The sequence below is a fragment of the Pseudomonas sp. H3_E07 genome (assembly GCF_054668895.1).
This window is the reverse complement of sequence record NZ_CP162795.1, coordinates 5038965-5058824: the sequence shown is the minus strand read 5'-3', so window position 1 is coordinate 5058824 and position 19860 is coordinate 5038965. Positions and strand designations below refer to the sequence as shown.

At 58.8% G+C, this 19860-nt stretch carries 14 protein-coding genes and 4 tRNA genes; 6 read left to right on the top strand and 12 right to left on the bottom strand.

Going from position 1 to position 19860, the window contains the following annotated elements:
* Nucleotides 1–7: 7 nt before the first annotated feature.
* The 10 genes from AB4O08_RS23315 to AB4O08_RS23270 all read right to left on the bottom strand — a co-directional run bounded on the left by AB4O08_RS23315 (nt 8) and on the right by AB4O08_RS23270 (nt 9416).
* Entirely contained in the window at nt 8–1882 is a 1875-nt protein-coding gene (locus AB4O08_RS23315) for a SurA N-terminal domain-containing protein (protein ID WP_154973355.1), read from the bottom strand.
* A 228-nt stretch (nt 1883–2110) separates the two neighbouring features.
* Nucleotides 2111–2383 (bottom strand): HU family DNA-binding protein, encoded by a 273-nt coding sequence (locus tag AB4O08_RS23310; RefSeq protein ID WP_003174819.1) that lies wholly within the window; start codon nt 2381–2383, stop codon nt 2111–2113.
* 148 nt (nt 2384–2531) lie between these two features.
* On the bottom strand, nt 2532–4928 hold the full coding sequence (gene lon / locus AB4O08_RS23305) for an endopeptidase La (RefSeq protein WP_010209415.1): 2397 nt from the start codon (nt 4926–4928) through the stop codon (nt 2532–2534).
* 174 nt (nt 4929–5102) lie between these two features.
* Entirely contained in the window at nt 5103–6386 is a 1284-nt protein-coding gene (gene clpX, locus AB4O08_RS23300; RefSeq protein WP_010209414.1) for an ATP-dependent Clp protease ATP-binding subunit ClpX, read from the bottom strand.
* A gap of 112 nt (nt 6387–6498) precedes the next feature.
* A complete protein-coding gene (gene clpP / locus AB4O08_RS23295; RefSeq protein ID WP_021492827.1) occupies nt 6499–7134 on the bottom strand; it encodes an ATP-dependent Clp endopeptidase proteolytic subunit ClpP in 636 nt (211 codons plus the stop codon).
* A 91-nt stretch (nt 7135–7225) separates the two neighbouring features.
* A complete protein-coding gene (tig, locus tag AB4O08_RS23290; protein ID WP_010209411.1) occupies nt 7226–8536 on the bottom strand; it encodes a trigger factor in 1311 nt (436 codons plus the stop codon).
* A 401-nt stretch (nt 8537–8937) separates the two neighbouring features.
* Nucleotides 8938–9013, bottom strand: a tRNA-His gene (locus tag AB4O08_RS23285).
* Nucleotides 9014–9090: 77 nt separating this feature from the next.
* Nucleotides 9091–9175, bottom strand: a tRNA-Leu gene (locus AB4O08_RS23280).
* Nucleotides 9176–9231: 56 nt separating this feature from the next.
* Nucleotides 9232–9307, bottom strand: a tRNA-His gene (locus AB4O08_RS23275).
* A 32-nt stretch (nt 9308–9339) separates the two neighbouring features.
* Nucleotides 9340–9416 (bottom strand) — tRNA-Arg (locus tag AB4O08_RS23270).
* Between the two features lie 279 nt (nt 9417–9695).
* Here AB4O08_RS23270 and folD point away from each other — a divergent pair.
* Entirely contained in the window at nt 9696–10550 is an 855-nt protein-coding gene (gene folD, locus AB4O08_RS23265; protein ID WP_010209410.1) for a bifunctional methylenetetrahydrofolate dehydrogenase/methenyltetrahydrofolate cyclohydrolase FolD, read from the top strand.
* 207 nt (nt 10551–10757) lie between these two features.
* The gene (pbpG, locus tag AB4O08_RS23260) at nt 10758–11681 is read left to right on the top strand and encodes a D-alanyl-D-alanine endopeptidase (protein WP_010209408.1); all 924 of its coding nucleotides are present in this window, start codon (nt 10758–10760) and stop codon (nt 11679–11681) included.
* Between the two features lie 156 nt (nt 11682–11837).
* Here the strand turns inward: pbpG and AB4O08_RS23255 are convergent, their stop codons facing one another.
* Complete coding sequence (locus AB4O08_RS23255; RefSeq protein WP_031291166.1) at nt 11838–12500, bottom strand: C39 family peptidase; 663 nt, start codon at nt 12498–12500, stop codon at nt 11838–11840.
* A 285-nt stretch (nt 12501–12785) separates the two neighbouring features.
* Here AB4O08_RS23255 and AB4O08_RS23250 point away from each other — a divergent pair, with 285 nt between their 5' ends.
* Nucleotides 12786–12947: a hypothetical protein gene (locus AB4O08_RS23250; RefSeq protein ID WP_010209406.1), complete on the top strand. Its 162-nt coding sequence runs from the start codon at nt 12786–12788 to the stop codon at nt 12945–12947.
* Here AB4O08_RS23250 and AB4O08_RS23245 read toward each other — a convergent pair.
* Nucleotides 12944–13354, bottom strand: a complete 411-nt coding sequence (locus tag AB4O08_RS23245) for a PA0061/PA0062 family lipoprotein (protein WP_010209405.1) — start codon at nt 13352–13354, stop codon at nt 12944–12946. The genes AB4O08_RS23250 and AB4O08_RS23245 overlap by 4 nt on opposite strands.
* A 198-nt stretch (nt 13355–13552) precedes the next feature.
* Between AB4O08_RS23245 and AB4O08_RS23240 the strand changes: the two genes are divergently transcribed.
* The 3 genes from AB4O08_RS23240 to AB4O08_RS23230 are packed head-to-tail and all read left to right on the top strand — an operon-like array spanning nt 13553 to nt 19335.
* On the top strand, nt 13553–16774 hold the full coding sequence (locus AB4O08_RS23240) for an efflux RND transporter permease subunit (RefSeq protein ID WP_042572096.1): 3222 nt from the start codon (nt 13553–13555) through the stop codon (nt 16772–16774).
* Nucleotides 16764–17933 (top strand): efflux RND transporter periplasmic adaptor subunit, encoded by a 1170-nt coding sequence (locus tag AB4O08_RS23235; RefSeq protein WP_010209401.1) that lies wholly within the window; start codon nt 16764–16766, stop codon nt 17931–17933. Before AB4O08_RS23240 ends, AB4O08_RS23235 begins: the two co-directional genes overlap by 11 nt.
* A complete protein-coding gene (locus AB4O08_RS23230) occupies nt 17917–19335 on the top strand; it encodes an efflux transporter outer membrane subunit (protein WP_305436238.1) in 1419 nt (472 codons plus the stop codon). The genes AB4O08_RS23235 and AB4O08_RS23230 overlap by 17 nt, the downstream gene beginning before the upstream one ends.
* Nucleotides 19336–19860: the final 525 nt, after the last annotated feature.

Sequence of the window (19860 nt, the reverse complement as noted above, 5' to 3'; positions counted from 1 at the left end):
ACCGCCATCAGAACTTCTTGATGTCAGCCTTGGTTTCCAACTGCTTGCGGTAAGCCGCGAAGTCCTGCTGACCGACACGGGAGGCGAGGAAACGGCGATATTGCGCCTTTTCTTCGTCCGTTGGGGCAGCGGCTTCATTGACGCCGTTCAAGCGCACGATCACCAGGCTACCATCCGCCAGAGTCACCGTGGTGAAGGTCGGCTTGTCCTTGGTCGCAGGCTTGGGCATGCGGAACAGGGCTTGCAGCACGGCAGGATCGATCGCTTCCTGGCTACGGGTAGCCGCTTCAGTGACCTTCCATGCCTGGCCGTCGACCGGCTGGTTCAGTGGAGTCTTGCCATCACGCAGGCTGGCGATGAGTTCGTCAGCATGAGCTTTGGCAGCCGCGCTGGCGCGCTCCTTGGCCATCTGCGTACGGATCGCCGCACTGACGCTTTCCAGCGGCAGTTGCGAAGGTTTCAGGTGCTCTTTGGCACGCAGTACGATGATGGTTTCCGGATCCAGTTCGATGGCGGTGCTGTTGGCACCTTCATCCAACACTTCCGGGCTGAACGCAGCGGTGACCACGGCACGGTTGGCCGCAACACCTTCGCCACCTTCACGGCCAAACGGCGCGGAGGTGTGCACGGTCAGTTTCAGGTCGGACGCCGGCTGGGCCAGGTCGGAAGCTTCGAACGCCGCATCTTCCAATTGCTTGGTCGCTTCAACAAAACGCTGCTCAACCTGTTGGGTCTTCAGCTCCTTGGTCAGCTTGTCTTTAAGGCTAGCGAACGTCGGCACTTGCGGTGCCTCAACGCCCAACAGCTTGATCAAGTGCCAACCGAAAGTGCTGCGTACCGGTGCCGAGACCTGGTCCTTGTTCAACGCGTACAAGGCGGTTTCGAAGTCTGGATCGTAGACGCCAGGGCCAGCAAAACCGAGGTCGCCGCCAATGTTGGCCGAACCAGGATCCTGGGAAAACTCCTTGGCCAGGGCTTCGAATTTTTCACCTTTGGCCAGGCGCGCCTGGATTTCTTCGATCTTCGCCTTGGCTTGCGCGTCGGTGACCTTGTCGTTGACTTCAATCAGGATGTGCGCCGCACGACGCTGTTCAGCGAGGTTGGCGGTTTCTTTCTGATAGGCCGCCTGCAGCTCTTCGTCCTTCACGCTGACCTGGTCGAAGAAGGAAGACTTCTTCAGTTCCAGGTAGTCGATGACCACCTGGTCCGGGGTCATAAATTCTTTGGCGTGCTGGTCGTAGTAAGCCTTGACCTCGTCGTCGGTGAGTTTCACCGCGGCAGGGTTGGCCTTGATGTTGACGGTGGCGAAGTCGCGAGTCTGTTTTTCCAGACGCGCGAATGCCAGCACTTCGGAATCGGTGACGAAACCGCTGCCGGCAATACCTGCGCGAACCTGGCCGATTAGCATTTCCTGGGTCAGCATCTGACGGAATTGCATACGGCTGTAGCCCAGTTGACGGATCACCTGGTCAAAGCGTTCGGCGCTGAACTTGCCGTCCACCTGGAATTCCGGCGTCTGCAGGATCACTTGGTCCAGTGCAGCTTCAGAGAAGCCAAACTTGGAGTCGGCAGCACCTTGCAGCAATAGCTTGCGATCGATCAGCCCCTTGAGGGCCGCTTCGCGCAGCAGTTTTTCGTCCAGCAGGGAGGCATCGAAATCCTTGCCCAGCTGTTGCATCAGCTGACGACGTTGCATGTCGACGGCCTGGCTCAGCTCGGTCTGGGTGATTTCTTCACCGTTGACCTTGGCCACGTCCTGCTTACTGTTACCCGAAGCCTGGAAAATGGCCTCGATACCGGTGAACGCCATCAATGCGACGATGATCCCGATAATGGTCTTGGCAATCCAGCCTTGTGAATTGTCCCTGATATTTTGCAGCATGCGTCCCCCAGAAACGGTTGAACTTCAATAATAGGCAACCGTGGAGCGTGGGTAGAGTACGGATATAAGAAAGGCGCATCCAAGGATGCGCCTTCTCGCAACTGGCGGAGCGGACGGGGGCTTTGGTTCTCCCCCGGCTTGGCGACCCGATGCATACATGGGTCTGCTGCCGCTCCGCTCCCAGGTTGAACCTACGTTCAACCCGGGTAGGTAAGGCTGGATCGAAGCTTAGTTAACAGCTTCTTTCAGGGCTTTACCGGCTTTGAAACCTGGTTTCTTGGCAGCAGCGATTTGCAGTGCTTTGCCAGTCTGTGGGTTACGGCCAGTGCGAGCTGGACGGTCAGTCACAGAGAAAGTACCGAAGCCTACCAGTACCACGGAGTCGCCGGCCTTCAGAGCGCCAGTGACGGATTCGATTACTGCATCCAGCGCACGGCCAGCAGCAGCTTTCGGGATATCAGCGGATGCAGCGATAGCATCAATCAGTTCCGACTTGTTCACTCTAAGTCCCCTTATATATCTATTGAGTATGATTCTAAGTTTTTTGATGAAAGCAAAAACCAGTGCTGAATGGCCTACAGACACTTAAGAGCCGCTTTATAACAAGGGCTCTAAAATGCTGTCAAGGAAGCTCCCAGGCTTTAACACATTAATGCGTGCTAATTCTTTCCTTGGAATCAGACTCGCGTTTTTCGTCCTTAGCAACTATCTCCGGAGCCACATCCGGCAAGGGCTCCGGCGCGTATTGCAGCGCAATTTGCAGGACCTCGTCAATCCATTTAACGGGTTTAATCTGCAGATCCTGCTTGATATTGTCAGGAATTTCCTTCAAGTCGCGAACATTCTCTTCAGGAATGATCACCGTCTTGATACCACCCCGGTGTGCGGCAAGCAATTTCTCTTTCAGACCACCGATGGCCAATACCTGGCCGCGCAAGGTGATTTCCCCGGTCATGGCGACATCGGCACGCACCGGAATGCCAGTCAATGCCGACACCAGGGCCGTGCACATGCCTACGCCAGCGCTAGGGCCGTCTTTCGGGGTCGCCCCTTCCGGCATGTGGATGTGGGTGTCGTGCTTCTCGTGGAAGTCCAGGGGGATCCCCAGGCTCTTCGCGCGGCTGCGCACCACGGTCTGCGCGGCGGTGATGGATTCGACCATCACGTCACCCAGGGAACCGGTCTTGATCAGCTGGCCTTTGCCTGGGATCACCGCGGCTTCGATGGTCAGCAATTCGCCGCCCACCTGGGTCCACGCCAGGCCAGTCACCTGCCCTACCTGATCCTGCTGCTCAGCCAGGCCGTAGCGGAATTTCTTCACGCCCAGGAAGTGTTCCAGGGAGTCGGCCGTCACCTTCACCGAGAAGCGTTTTTCCAGTGCATGCTCTTTGACCGCCTTGCGGCAGATCTTCGCAATCTGGCGCTCCAGGCCCCGTACACCGGCCTCGCGGGTGTAGTAGCGCACGATGTCACGGATCGTCTCAACTTCGAACTCGATCTCGCCCTTCTTCAGGCCGTTAGCCGAAATCTGCTTGGGCGCAAGGTATTTGACGGCGATGTTGATCTTCTCGTCTTCGGTGTAACCCGGCAGACGAATCACTTCCATCCGGTCCAGCAACGCTGGCGGGATGTTCATGGAGTTGGAGGTGCACAGGAACATTACGTCGGACAGGTCGTAGTCGACCTCCAGGTAATGGTCGTTGAAGTTGTGATTCTGCTCGGGGTCGAGCACTTCGAGCAACGCCGACGCCGGATCGCCACGCATGTCGCTGCCCATTTTGTCGATTTCATCGAGCAGGAACAGCGGATTGCGCACGCCGACTTTCGTCATCTTTTGAATCAATCTTCCTGGCATCGAACCGATGTAAGTCCGGCGATGACCACGGATTTCCGCTTCATCACGCACACCGCCGAGGGCCATGCGCACGAATTTACGGTTGGTGGCGTTGGCAATGGACTCAGCCAAGGAGGTTTTACCCACGCCAGGCGGCCCGACCAGGCACAGCACCGGACCACGAATCTTCTTCACGCGCTTTTGCACGGCGAGGTATTCGAGGATGCGTTCTTTGACTTCTTCGAGGCCATAATGGTCGGCGTCGAGAATGTCTTCAGCCCGGGCCAGGTCCAGACGCACCTTGGTCTGGGCCTTCCACGGCACCTGCACCAGCCAGTCGATATAGGAGCGCACCACGGTGGCTTCGGCCGACATCGGCGACATCTGCTTGAGCTTGTTCAGCTCGGCAGTGGCTTTGGCCAGGGCATCTTTCGGCAGGCCAGCGGCATCGATGCGCTTTTTCAGCTCTTCGATTTCGTTGTGGCCTTCCTCGCTGTCGCCGAGCTCTTTCTGAATGGCCTTCATCTGCTCATTCAGGTAGTACTCGCGCTGGCTGCGCTCCATTTGTTTCTTCACGCGACCACGGATGCGCTTCTCGACCTGCAACAGGTCGATTTCGGCATCCAGCAGCGCCAGCACGTGCTCAACACGCGCCGACAGATCAATGATTTCGAGAATGTCTTGCTTCTGCTCGATTTTCAGCGCCATGTGCGCCGCCATGGTGTCGACCAGGCGGCTTGGCTCATCGATGCTGTTGAGGGACGACAGGACTTCAGCCGGGACTTTCTTGCCCAACTGCACATACTGCTCGAATTGCGAGAGCAGGCTGCGTACAAACACTTCTGACTCGCGCTCAGGGGCCTCGACTTCGTCGATCAGCGCCACTTCAGCGCGCAGGTGGCCATCCACCTCCATGAAGCGCTCAACCGCACCACGCTGCTCACCTTCCACCAGCACCTTGACGGTGCCATCAGGCAGCTTGAGCAATTGCAGCACGGTAGCAATGGTACCAACGCGATACAGGGCGTCTTCGCCTGGATCATCATCAGCAGGATTCTTCTGGGCCAACAGCAGGATCTGCTTGTCGCCCGTCATCGCGGCCTCGAGGGCTTCGATAGACTTCTCGCGCCCCACGAACAGCGGGATAACCATGTGCGGATAGACGACGACATCACGCAACGGCAGGAGAGGCAATTCGATGGTGGTCTTCATGATTTCGCCTCTATGACAGATGAAAAATAAGCTTGAAGCCAAGATGGGGGCTGCATGCAAAAAAAACAAGCTTATTGCCAGCAGTTAAACGCAGTAAACGCTTCGGGGCAAAAAACGTTGTAAAAACAAAGGGGCCCCTGAAGGCCCCTTGTTTATACCGAAACTGCGAGACGCTTACGCGTCGGGCGCAGCCTTGGCAGCCGGCTCACTGTTTTCGTAGATATACAGTGGCTTGGACTTACCTTCTATGACGCTTTCGTCGATCACCACTTTACTCACCTCGGACTGCGAGGGGATTTCGTACATGGTGTCGAGCAACACGCCTTCCAGAATCGAACGCAGGCCACGTGCACCGGTCTTGCGCTCCAGTGCCCGCTTGGCCACCGATTTAAGAGCGTCAGTACGGAACTCAAGGTCTACACCCTCCATCTCGAACAGCTTGGCGTATTGCTTGGTCAAGGCGTTTTTCGGCTCGGTGAGGATCTGAATCAGAGCAGCCTCATCCAGCTCGTCCAACGTGGCCAGGACCGGCAGACGACCCACGAACTCCGGGATCAAACCGAACTTGACCAGATCGTCGGGCTCGACCTCACGCAGGGATTCGCCAACCTTCTTGCCTTCTTCCTTGCTGCGGACTTCGGCACTGAAACCGATGCCGCCGCGAGTCGAACGCTGCTGGATGACTTTTTCCAGACCGGAGAACGCACCACCACAGATAAACAGGATGTTGCGCGTATCGACCTGAAGGAATTCCTGCTGCGGGTGCTTGCGACCACCTTGTGGTGGTACGGAAGCGACCGTGCCTTCGATCAGTTTCAACAGGGCCTGCTGCACGCCTTCACCGGAAACGTCCCGGGTGATCGACGGGTTGTCCGACTTGCGCGAAATCTTGTCGATTTCGTCGATGTAGACAATACCCATCTGGGCTTTCTCTACGTCGTAGTCGCACTTCTGCAGCAACTTCTGAATGATGTTCTCGACATCTTCGCCCACGTAGCCAGCCTCGGTGAGGGTGGTGGCGTCGGCGATCGTGAACGGAACGTTCAGCAGGCGAGCGAGGGTTTCTGCAAGCAGGGTCTTACCCGAGCCTGTAGGACCGATCAGCAGGATGTTGCTCTTGCCGAGTTCAACTTCGTCGCCTTTCTTGTCACGCTGGTTCAAGCGCTTGTAGTGGTTGTACACCGCTACGGCCAGAACCTTCTTTGCACGCTCTTGACCAATCACGTACTGATCAAGGATGCCGCTGATTTCTTTAGGCGAAGGCAATTTATGCGCGCTGCTTTCGGCCTGGGCTTCCTGCACCTCCTCACGGATGATGTCATTGCACAGGTCGACGCACTCGTCGCAGATAAAGACCGAGGGGCCGGCAATCAATTTGCGTACTTCATGCTGGCTCTTGCCACAGAAGGAGCAATAGAGCAGCTTGCCGTTGTCCTCGCCGTTGCGGGTGTCAGTCATTCGTTCGATCCAAATCCGATAGGCTTGCAACACAAGATGAAGGCTTATGCGGGCTTTTTCAAGCCCGCCGGTGGTCGGACATGCCGACCAGCCCTATTTTGAGCGGCTTATATTAAGCGGGGCGCTGATTGATCACTGCGTCGATCAGGCCATAGGCTTGCGCGGCTTCGGCACTCATGAAGTTGTCGCGGTTGGTATCGCGCTCGATTTCTTCCAGGGTGCGCCCGCTGTGCTTGGCCATCAGCGTGTTGAGACGCTCACGAATAAACAGGATTTCCTTGGCATGGATTTCGATGTCCGACGCCTGGCCCTGGAAACCGCCCAGTGGCTGGTGAATCATCACGCGCGAGTTAGGCAGGCAGAAACGCTTGCCTTGGGCACCGGCGGTCAGCAGGAATGCGCCCATGCTGCAGGCTTGGCCAATGCAGGTGGTCGACACGTTCGGCTTGATGAACTGCATGGTGTCGTAGATCGACATGCCTGCGGTCACCGAACCGCCTGGGGAGTTGATGTAGAGATGGATGTCCTTGTCCGGGTTTTCCGCTTCAAGGAACAGCAGCTGCGCACAGATCAGGTTGGCCATGTAGTCCTCTACGGGGCCTACCAGAAAGATCACTCGCTCCTTAAGCAGGCGCGAGTAGATGTCGTAGGCGCGTTCGCCACGAGCGGACTGCTCGACAACCATCGGGACCAGGCCGCCAGCGGCCTGGATATCAGAGTTCTGCTGAATATAGGAATTACGGAACATGCTCTGCAGTTACTCCCAAATAGTCATGTCTTGAAAACGCATAAGCCAGCGCGAGGCTGGCTTATGGTTGAATTTCCAACGAGTTGGACAATCAGTCGGCTTGTGCTGCTTCCGCCGGTTTGACTGCTTCTTCGTAAGAGACCGCTTTATCGGTCACCTTAGCCTTCTGCAGAACAGTATCCACAACTTGTTCTTCCAGCACAACCGAACGCACTTCGTTCAGCTGCTGATCGTTCTTGTAGTACCAAGCCACGACCTGCTCAGGCTCCTGGTAGGCCGAAGCCATTTCCTGGATCATTTCGCGAACGCGGTCTTCGTCAGGCTTGAGGTCGAACTGCTTGACCACTTCAGCCACGATCAGGCCCAGCACGACGCGGCGCTTGGCTTGCTCTTCGAACAGTTCAGCGGGCAGCTGATCAGGCTTGATGTTGCCACCAAACTGCTGAACAGCCTGTACGCGCAGGCGATCCACTTCGTTGGACAGCAGGGCCTTAGGCACTTCGATCGCATTGGCGGCCAGCAGACCGTCCATGACCTGGTTCTTGACCTTGGACTTGATGGCCTGACGCAGCTCGCGCTCCATGTTCTTGCGAACTTCGGTGCGGAAGCCTTCGATGCCGGTTTCCTTGATGCCGAATTGAGCGAAGAACTCTTCGTTCAGCTCTGGCAGCTTAGGCTCGGAAACGCTGTTGACGGTCACGGTGAACTCGGCGGCTTTGCCAGCCAGGTCCAGGTTCTGGTAGTCAGCAGGGAACGTCAGGTTCAGAACGCGCTCTTCGCCGGCCTTGGCGCCAACCAGGCCGTCTTCGAAACCGGGGATCATGCGGTTGGAACCCAGCACCAGCTGAGTACCCTTGGCCGAGCCGCCAGCGAATACTTCGCCGTCAACCTTGCCAACGAAATCGATGTTCAGCTGGTCTTCGTTCTGGGCAGCACGGTCGGCCACTTCAAAACGGGTATTCTGCTTGCGCAGGATTTCCAGCATGTTGTCCAGGTCCGAATCAGCCACTTCGGCGCTCAGACGCTCGATTTCGATACCGTCGAAACCGGCCACTTCAAATTCAGGGAACACTTCGAACGTTGCAACGTATTCCAGGTCCTTGCCAGCTTCCAGGGACTTAGGTTCGATCGAAGGCGAACCCGCTGGGTTCAGCTTGTGCTCAACAACGGCTTCATAGAAAGAAGCCTGGATCACGTCACCTACAGCTTCCTGGCGCGCATCGGCACCAAAGCGGCGCTTGATTTCGCTCATTGGCACTTTGCCTGGACGGAAACCAGCGATCTTGGCCTTCTGGGCAGTCTGCTGCAGACGCTTGTTGACCGCAGTCTCGATACGCTCGGCCGGCACGGTGATGCTCAGGCGACGCTCGATAGCAGTAGTATTTTCAACAGAAACTTGCATGGATATTCCTCGTTGCACAGACGTTAGCCGGCCATTTCCGACCCCAATCAAGGGCATGCATTCTAGTGGGTCAAACTCAAGAAGTCACCCTACTGGAAATACGCCCGAAAACAGCCGGCAATTTATCGGTACGAAGGCACTGCTGCACCTCGCCCCGGTGACAAATACAACCCATCACGCCAGGGCTCTGCGCCGCCCCTTCTATATATAGAAGAAGTCGTCATGCATCTCCCTGACGGCCAACCCCGCAAACAGGGCTGGCAGGCAGCGCAGCATCATCGAGATACATAAATACGACGAAACGCCCTGCCGTCGCGCCTCATTACCTGCAGCCGCTGGATATTTCGAACCGCTGAAACCAAAAAAGGCGCCAGACTGTTAAATCTGGCGCCTTTCGAATATGGGGTGGACGAAGGGGATCGAACCCTCGACAACGGGAGTCACAATCCCGTGCTCTACCAACTGAGCTACGCCCACCATATTGCGTTAACAAAGAAACCAAACCACTTCTTTGTTGAGCCCTACCCTGCGTTTCGACAGGGCCAGGCTTTATTTGGTGCGGATGAAGAGACTCGAACTCTTACGCCTCGCGGCGCTGGAACCTAAATCCAGTGTGTCTACCAATTCCACCACATCCGCGCTTGAAGCTCTTAAAGCAAAGGCGCCAGACGATTAATCTGGCGCCTTTTAAAATATGGGGTGGACGAAGGGGATCGAACCCTCGACAACGGGAGTCACAATCCCGTGCTCTACCAACTGAGCTACGCCCACCATATAGCGCTACTTGTGCCAAAGCTGCCTAATGGCGCACCCGGCAGGACTCGAACCTGCGACCATCCGCTTAGAAGGCGGATGCTCTATCCAGCTGAGCTACGGGCGCCTTATTAATCTGTACTCTTGGAGGATTACAAACTAAGTGCTTCCAGCCTTACAGAACAACACGTTATTCTGCTCGACCTTCTTAACCAGTGCTAGGCTGTGCCCGACAAGTGCGACGAATAGTATAGACGCCCTCGAAACCCGTCAAATCTTTTTTGAAAAAAATTCATTTTATTTAAGGGGTTAGGGCAATTTGCAGACCAAGCGCCTTTGCCCTAACGTCCTGGCATGCGAGAATGCGCGCACTTTTCTTCCCCCTCTCGATGGTTAATCACGCGTAATGACTGCACAACTTATCGACGGCAAATCAATCGCCGCCAGCCTGCGCCAGCAGATCGCCAAACGAGTCACCGAGCGCAGCCAGCAAGGTCTGCGCACGCCGGGCCTCGCGGTGATCCTGGTCGGCAGCGATCCTGCCTCTCAGGTTTATGTCTCGCACAAGCGTAAAGACTGTGAAGAGGTCGGCTTTATTTCCAAGGCCTACGACTTGCCTTCCGAGACCACCCAGCAGGCCCTTACCGACCTGATCGACGGCCTCAACGACGACCCGAAGATCGATGGCATCCTGCTGCAACTGCCATTGCCCGAGCATTTGGACGCCTCCAAATTACTGGAGCGCATTCGGCCCGACAAAGACGTCGACGGTTTCCACCCTTATAACGTCGGCCGCCTGGCCCAGCGCATTCCGCTGCTGCGCCCGTGCACACCAAAAGGCATCATGACCCTGCTGGAAAGCACCGGTGTCGACCTGTATGGCCTCGATGCAGTAGTCGTCGGCGCCTCCAACATCGTCGGCCGCCCGATGGCAATGGAGCTGTTGCTGGCCGGCTGCACCGTGACCGTCACCCACCGCTTTACCAAAGACCTGGCAGGCCACGTCGGCCGCGCCGACCTGGTCGTGGTTGCCGCCGGCAAGCCCGGACTGGTCAAAGGTGAATGGATCAAGGAAGGTGCGATCGTTATCGACGTGGGCATCAACCGCCAGGATGACGGCAAGCTGGTGGGCGACGTGGTGTACGACACCGCCCTGCCCCGCGCTGGCTGGATCACCCCGGTACCCGGTGGTGTCGGCCCGATGACGCGCGCTTGCCTGCTGGAAAACACTCTGTACGCCGCAGAGACCCTGCACGCTTAATAACCAGCCGTACTGAAAAAGCCCTGCTTTATCGCAGGGCTTTTTATTGCCCGCAATAAATCCTGTTTTTTCTTAGTTTTTAAGAACTTTCATCGGGTTCTAGAAGAACATTCGACAGTTTCTGATCCATACTCCTAAAATGTAACGGCATTTATCAAAAAACCGTTCCCGAACGGTATTTCCTTACTTTTTAGCGAGTTCATCCGCGTGAAAATTCGTCTTTCTCTCGTCAGCCTATTATTTGCTTTCACAGGCACCTTTGCGCACGCCGCCGAAACCACCCAGGCCCCGCGTGACACGTCCAAACTGCAAATCGCTTCCGGCAGCGCCATGCTGGTGGACCTGCAAACCAACAAGGTCATCTATTCCAGCAACCCGGACGTGGTCGTCCCCATCGCCTCGGTGAGCAAGTTGATGACTGGTCTGGTGGTATTGGAAGCCAAGCAGAACATGGATGAATACATCGACATCAACATCAAGGACACGCCGGAAATGAAAGGTGTGTTTTCCCGCGTGAAGATCGGCAGCGAGATGCCGCGCAAAGAGATGCTGCTGATCGCGCTGATGTCCTCGGAAAACCGTGCCGCCGCCAGCCTGGCGCACCACTATCCGGGTGGTTACCCGGCATTTATCGCGGCGATGAATGCCAAAGCCAAGGCGTTGGGCATGACCAGCACCCATTACGTCGAGCCCACTGGCCTGTCGATCCACAACGTGTCCACTGCCCGTGACCTGAGCAAACTGCTCGCCGCCGCGCGTCACTACCCGTTGCTGAGCCAGTTGAGCACCACCAAGGAAAAGACCGTGTCGTTCCGCAAGCCCAACTACACCCTGGGCTTCTCCAACACAGACCACCTGATCAACCGCGCCAACTGGGACATCAAGTTGACCAAGACCGGCTTCACCAACCAAGCCGGCCACTGCCTGGTGCTGGTGACCAACATGGGCAACCGCCCGGTGTCGCTGGTAATCCTGGATGCCTTCGGCAAATTCACCCACTTTGCCGATGCCAGCCGTATCCGCAATTGGGTCGAGACCGGCAAGAGCGGTTCGGTGCCGGATGTGGCGCTGCGCTACAAGGCTGACAAGAACCTGAAGAATCGTCCCAACGCCGCCGAAGTACGCCGCTAACCGCAGCCAGCTTAATGCAGGAGCTGGCTTGTGTGGGAGCTGGCTTGCCTGCGCTAGCATCACCGCGGTGTAACTGAACCACCCCAGTGCCTGCATCGCGGGCAAGCCCGGCTCCCACAGGTTCCGGTGCACACATTGGCACCTCGGGGCTGGCTGTTACTTTTTCTCCGCCAACACCTTCAGCGCCTGCGCCGCCGCCCGCTCCTGACCGGCTTGAGCCGTCGCATTCGCCGAGTCCCGCCACCGTTGTGCATCCACATTGGCTGGCAATTGGCTCGGGCGCTGGGTGAGGATTGCCCAACTGCCGGCGCTTTTCCATTTGGACTCAAAGTCGCTGAAGCTCATCAACAGACGCCGATCCATTCCCGATCGCAGCAACACTGTGCTTTTTTGCTGGTTGAACCCCACCACGACCACATAGTGCGCATCCGACCACAACCCACCGCCAACCCGCGCCATCACCGGATATCCCGCCGCCACCTGGGCCAGCACTGCCGTCAGCTTGGCATCCAGCGGATACACCATCAGGCCGTACTCACGCGCCAACACCTGCATGTTGCGCTCCAGGTCCGCTTCGCCGCCCGGCAAATGCAGCGGTTTATCCAATAGCCCCGGTGTCATGACAATGCCTTGTTGCGACAGCATGCTGGCTAAAGACGTTGGACCGCCCTGATATGCCTCGCTGCGAAAAGTCGGCACGCCGGTGAGCTCGACACGCTCCGGCAGGCCCGCCAGTCTCGACGGGGTGGAGGAACACGCCGCAAGGCCCAGGGCACACGCGAGGAACAAGGATGTTTTAAGGTTCGACCGTAACCGCAATTTTCGACTCTCTTGATCAACTGCCGGTAAGGGGCCTGATCATAGCCCAATCACGTTTAAGTAGGCGCGGGCTTGCTCGCGAAAAACCTGAGGGTGCCGGGTCAATCCAGATAGCCCGCCTTACCGTTGACGTGTTTCACGCGCAAGCTCGTGCCTACAAAGGTCGTGGATATAGCAAAGAAGTTGGACAGACACGACCATTGGTCAATAGCAGGCAACCGTCAGGTAGCTAGACTGTCCATTGAGAAGACTGTGTGTGCCCCGAGGGGGCGAAAGGAGGCCCGAATGAGCCTTGCAACAACGATTGTCCTGTTGATCTGCGGTTGGCTGGCGGTGGCCGGCGCCATGTTGTGGGGGGTGCTGCGCATCACCCGTCGGCACCATCACCCCCAGGTCAGACCCGCTGCACCCGCCAAACCCCATAAGGTGGCAGCGCATCACGCCTAGCCAGGCATGCAATTGAAGTCCTGAGTCGCCGCCACTTCCTTGCCGTGACCATCCATCAAGGATGCGCGCACGGTGGTGCCCAGGCTCGACTCCACCAGGGTGTAGTGCTCACCCGCCTTGAAGTGCTTGTACTCGACCCGCCCTTGGCAGTCCTGCTGGTTGTCGTCGCCTGGCTCTTCCTCGAACAGCGTTACATCCAGGCGATGGTCTCCCGGCGTCACTTCGAAGAAACGTCCGTCATCCACGCGATGACCGTCCACGCGCTCAGCCATCAGGTCGTTGGGGGCTTCTTCTTTCAAACCGATCCACGCTTCGCTCGGGTCCGCCTTGGGGATCGGGCCGGCGCACGCCGACAACAACAGCACAGCACCGAGGGCGGGGATCAACAAAAGAGGTTTGAGTGACATGGCAGGGCTCCAAAGAAGGACTATGTGTCCGGTGGGCTACAAGCTTGAGGAGCCACCCTGTGTAGAACAAATGAATACATATGAAACGATCTTCAGCCCCTTCCTAAATGTTCCTTCACCTGGCTGAAAGGTGCGTGTTAGGTGGGTCGCGTGAGACTGCCGGGGTTTGCAATCCTGCTCCTTTCGGAGGTTTCACGCATGCTCGGGCTGGTAAAGACCGCACTGCAAAAGCCGTACACGTTTATCGTGTTGGCCATATTCATCTGCATCATCGGGCCGATGGCGGCCCTGCGTACCCCCACTGACGTTTTCCCGGACATCGGCATCCCCGTGGTTGCCGTGGTCTGGCAGTACAACGGCCTGTCGCCGGACGCCATGGCCGGTCGGGTGATCTATACCTACGAACGCTCCCTGAGCACCACCGTCAACGACATCGAACACATCGAGTCGCAATCCCTGCCCGGCATGGGCATCGTCAAGATCTTCTTCCAACCCGGCGTGGATATCCGCACCGCCAACGCCCAGGTGACGGCGGTGTCACAAACCGTGCTCAAGCAGATGCCGCCAGGCATCACGCCGCCGCTGATCCTCAACTACAGCGCCTCCACGGTGCCAATCCTGCAAATGGCGTTCTCCAGCCCCAGCCTCTCGGAAGCAAAGATCCGCGACTTGGTGCAGAACAACATTCGCCTGCCCCTGAGCGCCCTGCCCGGTCTGGCCATGCCCACACCGATGGGTGGCAAGCAACGCCAGATCACCTTGGACCTCGACCCACAGGCGTTGGCTGCCAAAGGCTTGTCAGCCCAGGACGTGGGCAACGCCCTGGCGTTGCAGAACCAGATCATCCCGGTGGGCACCGCCAAACTCGGCCCCAACGAATACACGATCCTGCTCAACAACAGCCCCAAGGCCATTGATGAGCTCAATGACCTGCCGATCAAGACCGTCGACGGCGCGCTGATCACCATCGGCCAAGTCGCCCACGTGCGGGATGGTTCGCCGCCACAGACCAATATCGTGCGCGTCGACGGTCACCGTGCGGTACTGATGCCGGCACTGAAAAACGGCAGCATCTCCACCCTGTCGATTATCGACGGCATCCGCCAGATGCTGCCGCGTATCAACGAAACCCTGCCGCCGTCGCTGAAGACCTCGTTGCTGGGTGACGCCTCGGTGTTCGTCAAGCAATCCGTGGGCAGCGTGGCCCAGGAGGGTATCATCGCGGCGTTGCTGACCAGTGCGATGATCCTGCTGTTCCTCGGCAGCTGGCGCTCCACGATCATTATCGCCGCATCGATTCCCCTGGCAGTGCTGTCGGCCATCGCGCTGCTGGCGGTCAGCGGGCAAACCCTCAACGTGATGACCCTCGGCGGACTGGCGTTGGCAGTGGGGATCCTGGTGGACGATGCCACGGTGACCATCGAGAACATCAACTGGCACTTGGAGCAAGGCAAGGCGGTGAAGACCGCGATCCTCGACGGCGCCGCGCAGATAGTCGGACCGGCGTTCGTCTCGCTGCTGTGTATCTGCATCGTGTTCGTGCCGATGTTCCTGTTGCAAGGCATCGCCGGCTACCTGTTCCGGCCGATGGCCCTGGCGGTGATCTTTGCCATGGCCAGCTCGTTCATTCTCTCGCGCACACTGGTGCCGACCCTGGCGATGTTCCTGCTCAAGCCCCATGTACCGGAGCAAGGCGCGGGCCATCACCCGGAAGATGAATTTATCAACCACCACGAGGGCGAGCAGCACACCCAACAACGCAATGCCGTGCTGCAAGGGGTGCTGAACTTCCAGCAGGGCTTCGAGCGGCACTTCTCGAATATCCGCGACACGTACCATGGCCTATTGACGTTGGCGCTGGGCAATCGCAAGCGCTTTATCGTCGGTTTCCTCGCCTGCGTGCTCGCGTCGTTCCTGCTGCTACCCAGTCTGGGCCAAGACTTTTTCCCGGCCACCGACGCCGGCGCCCTGGCCCTTCACGTGAGGTTGCCGCTGGGCACGCGCATTGAAGAAAGCGCAGCCGCGTTCGACCGTATCGAAGCGCGGATTCGAGAGGTGATTCCTGCCGAGGAACTCGACACTATCGTCGACAATATCGGCATCCCGCTCAGCGGCATCGACATGGCCTACAGCAGCAGCGGCACCATCGGCCCGCAGGACGGCGATATCCAGGTCACGCTGAAAAAAGACCACGCGCCCACCGCCGACTACGTGAAGAAACTGCGTGAAGCCCTGCCGCAAAGTTTCCCCGGCAGCCACTTCGCGTTTCTACCGGCAGACATCAGCAGCCAGATCCTCAACTTCGGCGCCCCGGCCCCGCTGGACGTGAAAATATCCGGGCGCAGCGATGAAGAAAACCGGGCCTATGCGGTGGAACTGGAGCGACGACTGCAACATGTACCGGGCATTGCCGACCTGCGAATCCAGCAGTCCACCGGCTATCCGTCCCTGCAGGTAAACGTCGACCGCCTGCGCGCCAATGGCCTGGGCATCACCGAGCGTGACGTGACCAACAGCATGGTCGCCTCCCTGGCCGGCAGCTCCCAAGTGGCCCCGACCTTTTGGCTCAATCCGGCCAACGGCGTGTCGTACTCAATCGTCGCCGCGACGCCGCAATACCGTCTCGACAGCTTGCCGTCACTGGAAGCCTTGCCGGTGACCGGCGCGGGTGGTCAGTCGCAAATCCTCGGCGGTGTGGCAAGTATTTCCAGGGTGGAAAGCCCCGCGGTAGTGACCCACTACAACATCGAACCGACCCTGGACCTGTACGCCAACGTGCAAGGCCGCGACCTCGGCGGCGTGGCCCGCGATGTGCAAAAGGTACTGGATGACACCGCGGCCATGCGCCCCAAAGGCGCAGTGATCAGCCTGCATGGGCAGATCGATGCGCTGCATGAAGCCTTCAGTGGCTTGAGCTTCGGCCTGCTCGGTGCTGTGGTGCTGATCTACCTGCTGATCGTGGTCAACTTCCAGTCCTGGGCCGATCCGTTCGTGATCATCACGGCGTTACCGGCCGCACTGGCGGGAATCGTGTGGATGCTGTTCCTCAGCGGCACCTCGCTGTCGGTGCCGGCACTGACCGGCGCCATCCTGTGCATGGGGGTGGCCACCGCCAACTCGATCCTGGTGGTGAGTTTCTGCCGTGAACGCCTGGCCGAACACGGCGATGCACTCAAAGCCGCGATGGAGGCCGGTTATACGCGCTTCCGCCCGGTGTGCATGACCGCCCTGGCAATGATCATCGGCATGCTGCCCCTGGCCATTTCCGAGGAACAAAACGCCCCCCTTGGCCGGGCTGTGATCGGTGGGTTGATCTTCGCCACCATCGCCACCCTGCTGTTTGTACCCGTGGTCTTCAGTCTGATCCACGGGCGTCACCCTACTCGCGCTGTTGCAGGAGAAGTCCCACATGTCGTCTGATCACAAACCCTCGCGCAAGCGTCTGATGCTCATGGGTGTCGGCGGCCTGACCCTGGCCGCCCTGTTGGTCGCCAATGGCCTGCATGCCCGCACGCTGCACGAACAATCGGTCACCGCCTGGACAGAGACTGCAGCGATCCCGCAAGTGCGCGTGTTCCAACCGCAACAGAACGCCGCCGGCGACACCCTGCGCTTGCCGGCGCACCTGGAAGCCTGGAGCAAGGCGCCCATCCATGCCCGCGTCAGCGGCTACCTGAAGGACTGGAAAGCCGACATAGGTACGCAGGTGAAAGCCGGGCAAATCCTGGCCGAAATCGACAGCCCGGACCTGGACCAGCAAATGGCGCAAACCCACGCCCGGCTGATTCAGGAACAGGCCAACGCACGCCTGGCGCAAACCACCGCCACGCGCTGGCAAAACCTGCTCGCCAGCCACTCGGTATCACGCCAGGAAGCCGATGAGAAAACCTCCAACGCTGCAGCCGCCAAGGCCAATGCCGAAGCCGCCGCTGCCGACTATGCGCGGCTGTCCGCACTGGAAAGCTACAAAACCATCCGCGCACCATTCGCCGGCACCATCACCGCACGCAACACCGATATCGGCCAGTTGATCAAGGCCGATACCGACAGTGACCCGGAATTGTTCAACATTGCCGACACCCATCAATTGCGCCTGTACGTACCGGTGCCGCAGAACTACGCGGCGGTCATCCACCCAGGCCTTGAAGCTGAACTGACGGTGCCCGAGCATCCCGGCGAGCACTTCAAGGCGCGCCTGATCGGCGACTCCACCGCCATCGACCGCCGCTCCGGCACCCTGCTTGCGCAGTTCGTTGCGGACAACCCCAACGGTGAATTGCTGCCCGGTGACTACGCCGAAGCGACGCTGCCGATTCCGGCGGACACCCATGGCGTGAGCATCCCGGCCAGCGCCCTCATTTTTCGCGCCCAAGGTACTCAGGTCGCTGTGCTTGACGCGCACAATCATGTGCATCTGCAAACCATCCACATCGGCCTGGATCTCGGTGAACGCCTGGTGATCGACCAAGGCCTGAAACCGGTCGATCGCGTAGTCGACAACCCGCCCGACGCCCTGCGTGAAGGTGACCCGGTGCAACTGGCCGATGCCTCGGGAGGTGCGCATGCGCCCAAGGCTTAAACCTCTCGCGGCCTTGATGCTGCTGGCATTGCAGGGTTGCTCCATGGCCCCAACCTACCAGGTGCCTGCGGTTGACCTGCCCGCCGGCTACCGCGAACAGACCAGCGACGGCCCGTGGCACAGCGCGCAACCGTCCGACCAACTGGCGCCCGAGTGGTGGACGCTCTACAACGATTCGCGCCTGAACGACCTGCAACAGCAACTGCTCAAGGCCAACCCGGATTTGGCCGCGGCACTGGCGCATTTCGATGCGTCCCAGGCGTATGCCAGCCAACTGCATGCCGGGCTGTTCCCGCAGATCAGTGCCAGCGCGCAACCGTTGCGCCAGCGGCAATCGGATTCGCGACCGCTGAGGGGCGATACGCAACCCTCGGTGTACAACAGCAATACCGCGGGCTTTTCACTGAGCTACGACCTGGACCTGTGGGGCAAAATCCGCAACCAGGTCGCGGCGGGCGATGCCCAGGCGCAGGCATCCGGCGATGACTTGGCGGTGGCACGCCTGAGCCTTCAGCATCAGTTGGCGACGTTGTATGTGCAGCTCAATGGGCTGGATGCGCAGGCGCGGATTCTCGACCGTTCGCTGGATGATTTCCGCCAGGCGCTACAGCTGACCCGTAGCCGCTATGAAGGCCAGATTGCCTCGGAGCTGGACCTTACACGCGCGCAGAATCAACTGGCCGAAGCCAAGGCGCAATGGGATGAAATACGCGGGCAGCGCAACCTGACCGAGCATGCGATTGGTGAGCTGGTGGGTGTGGCCGCCAGTGATTTTTCATTGTCGCCGAGCCCGCAATTGATCTCCTTGCCGGGGATACCCTCGCAATTGCCAAGCCACCTGCTGCAACGCCGCCCGGACATTGCAGCGGCAGAGCGACGGGTGTTTGCGGCCAACGCCAACATCGGCGTGGCCAAGGCGGCGTGGTACCCGGATTTCAGTCTGACGGGGTTGATTGGCGGGCAGACGCAAGGGGTCGGCAACCTGCTGTCCGCCGGCAATCGCTATTGGGCATTGGGGCCATTGGTCAACTTGCCGATCTTCGATGGCGGTCGCCTAAGTGCCAACGAACGCCAAGCCAAGGCCGAGTTTGAAGAGGCGTCGGCGCACTACCGACGCCAGGTGCTGAAAGCCGTGCGCGAAGTGGAGGACAACCTGGCTCAGCTGCGCGACTTGCAGCAAGAGGCACAGGATGAGCAGGCAGCGGCGGATGCGGCACAGCACACTCAATCGCTGGCGATGAACAGCTACCAGGCCGGGGCCGTGAGCTACCTGGACGTGGTGACCGCGCAGACGGCAGCGCTGCAGGCGCAACGGACCTTGCAGGCGGTGCAGACACGACAACTGCAAGCCAGTGTAGGGTTGGTGACTGCGCTCGGCGGAGGTTGGCACGCATCGAATTAAATGTGGGAGCTGGCTCGCCTGCGATGCCGGTGAGCCAGTCGCCGAATCAACGGGATGATGCCCCCTTTCGCAGGCAAGCCAGCTCGCACTTTCCTGATTGTGGGGAATCAAGGAGTCAACGTTGACTCGCTCACTTGCGGCCGGCTATCAAGATAAACACTGACCGCCGTGTAATCGCTGCCATTGGCATGTCGATACAGCGTACGGCTGTGGTAGTCCGAAACATCCCCCGCCACCGAGACAGTGATCGTTTGGCCTTGCACCTCAATCTTTGCCGATGCGTCACGCGTAATCAAAAATGGACCAGCACCTTCCAAAGCAGACAATACTTCTGTGTCAGTCCCAAAGGTGCGATAGACGTAGTATCGGTAGGTGAACGGAACAGTTGCCCCTCCACGATCATCCTTCACACCCTAGACGGACGCGTCATTGCTCAGAGGCGTGCGGAGTACAACCTCTGTCAATTGCGGGCGACTTGGCGAAAGAAGCCAGCCGCCGCCGATATACACCAAGCATAGCGCCAGC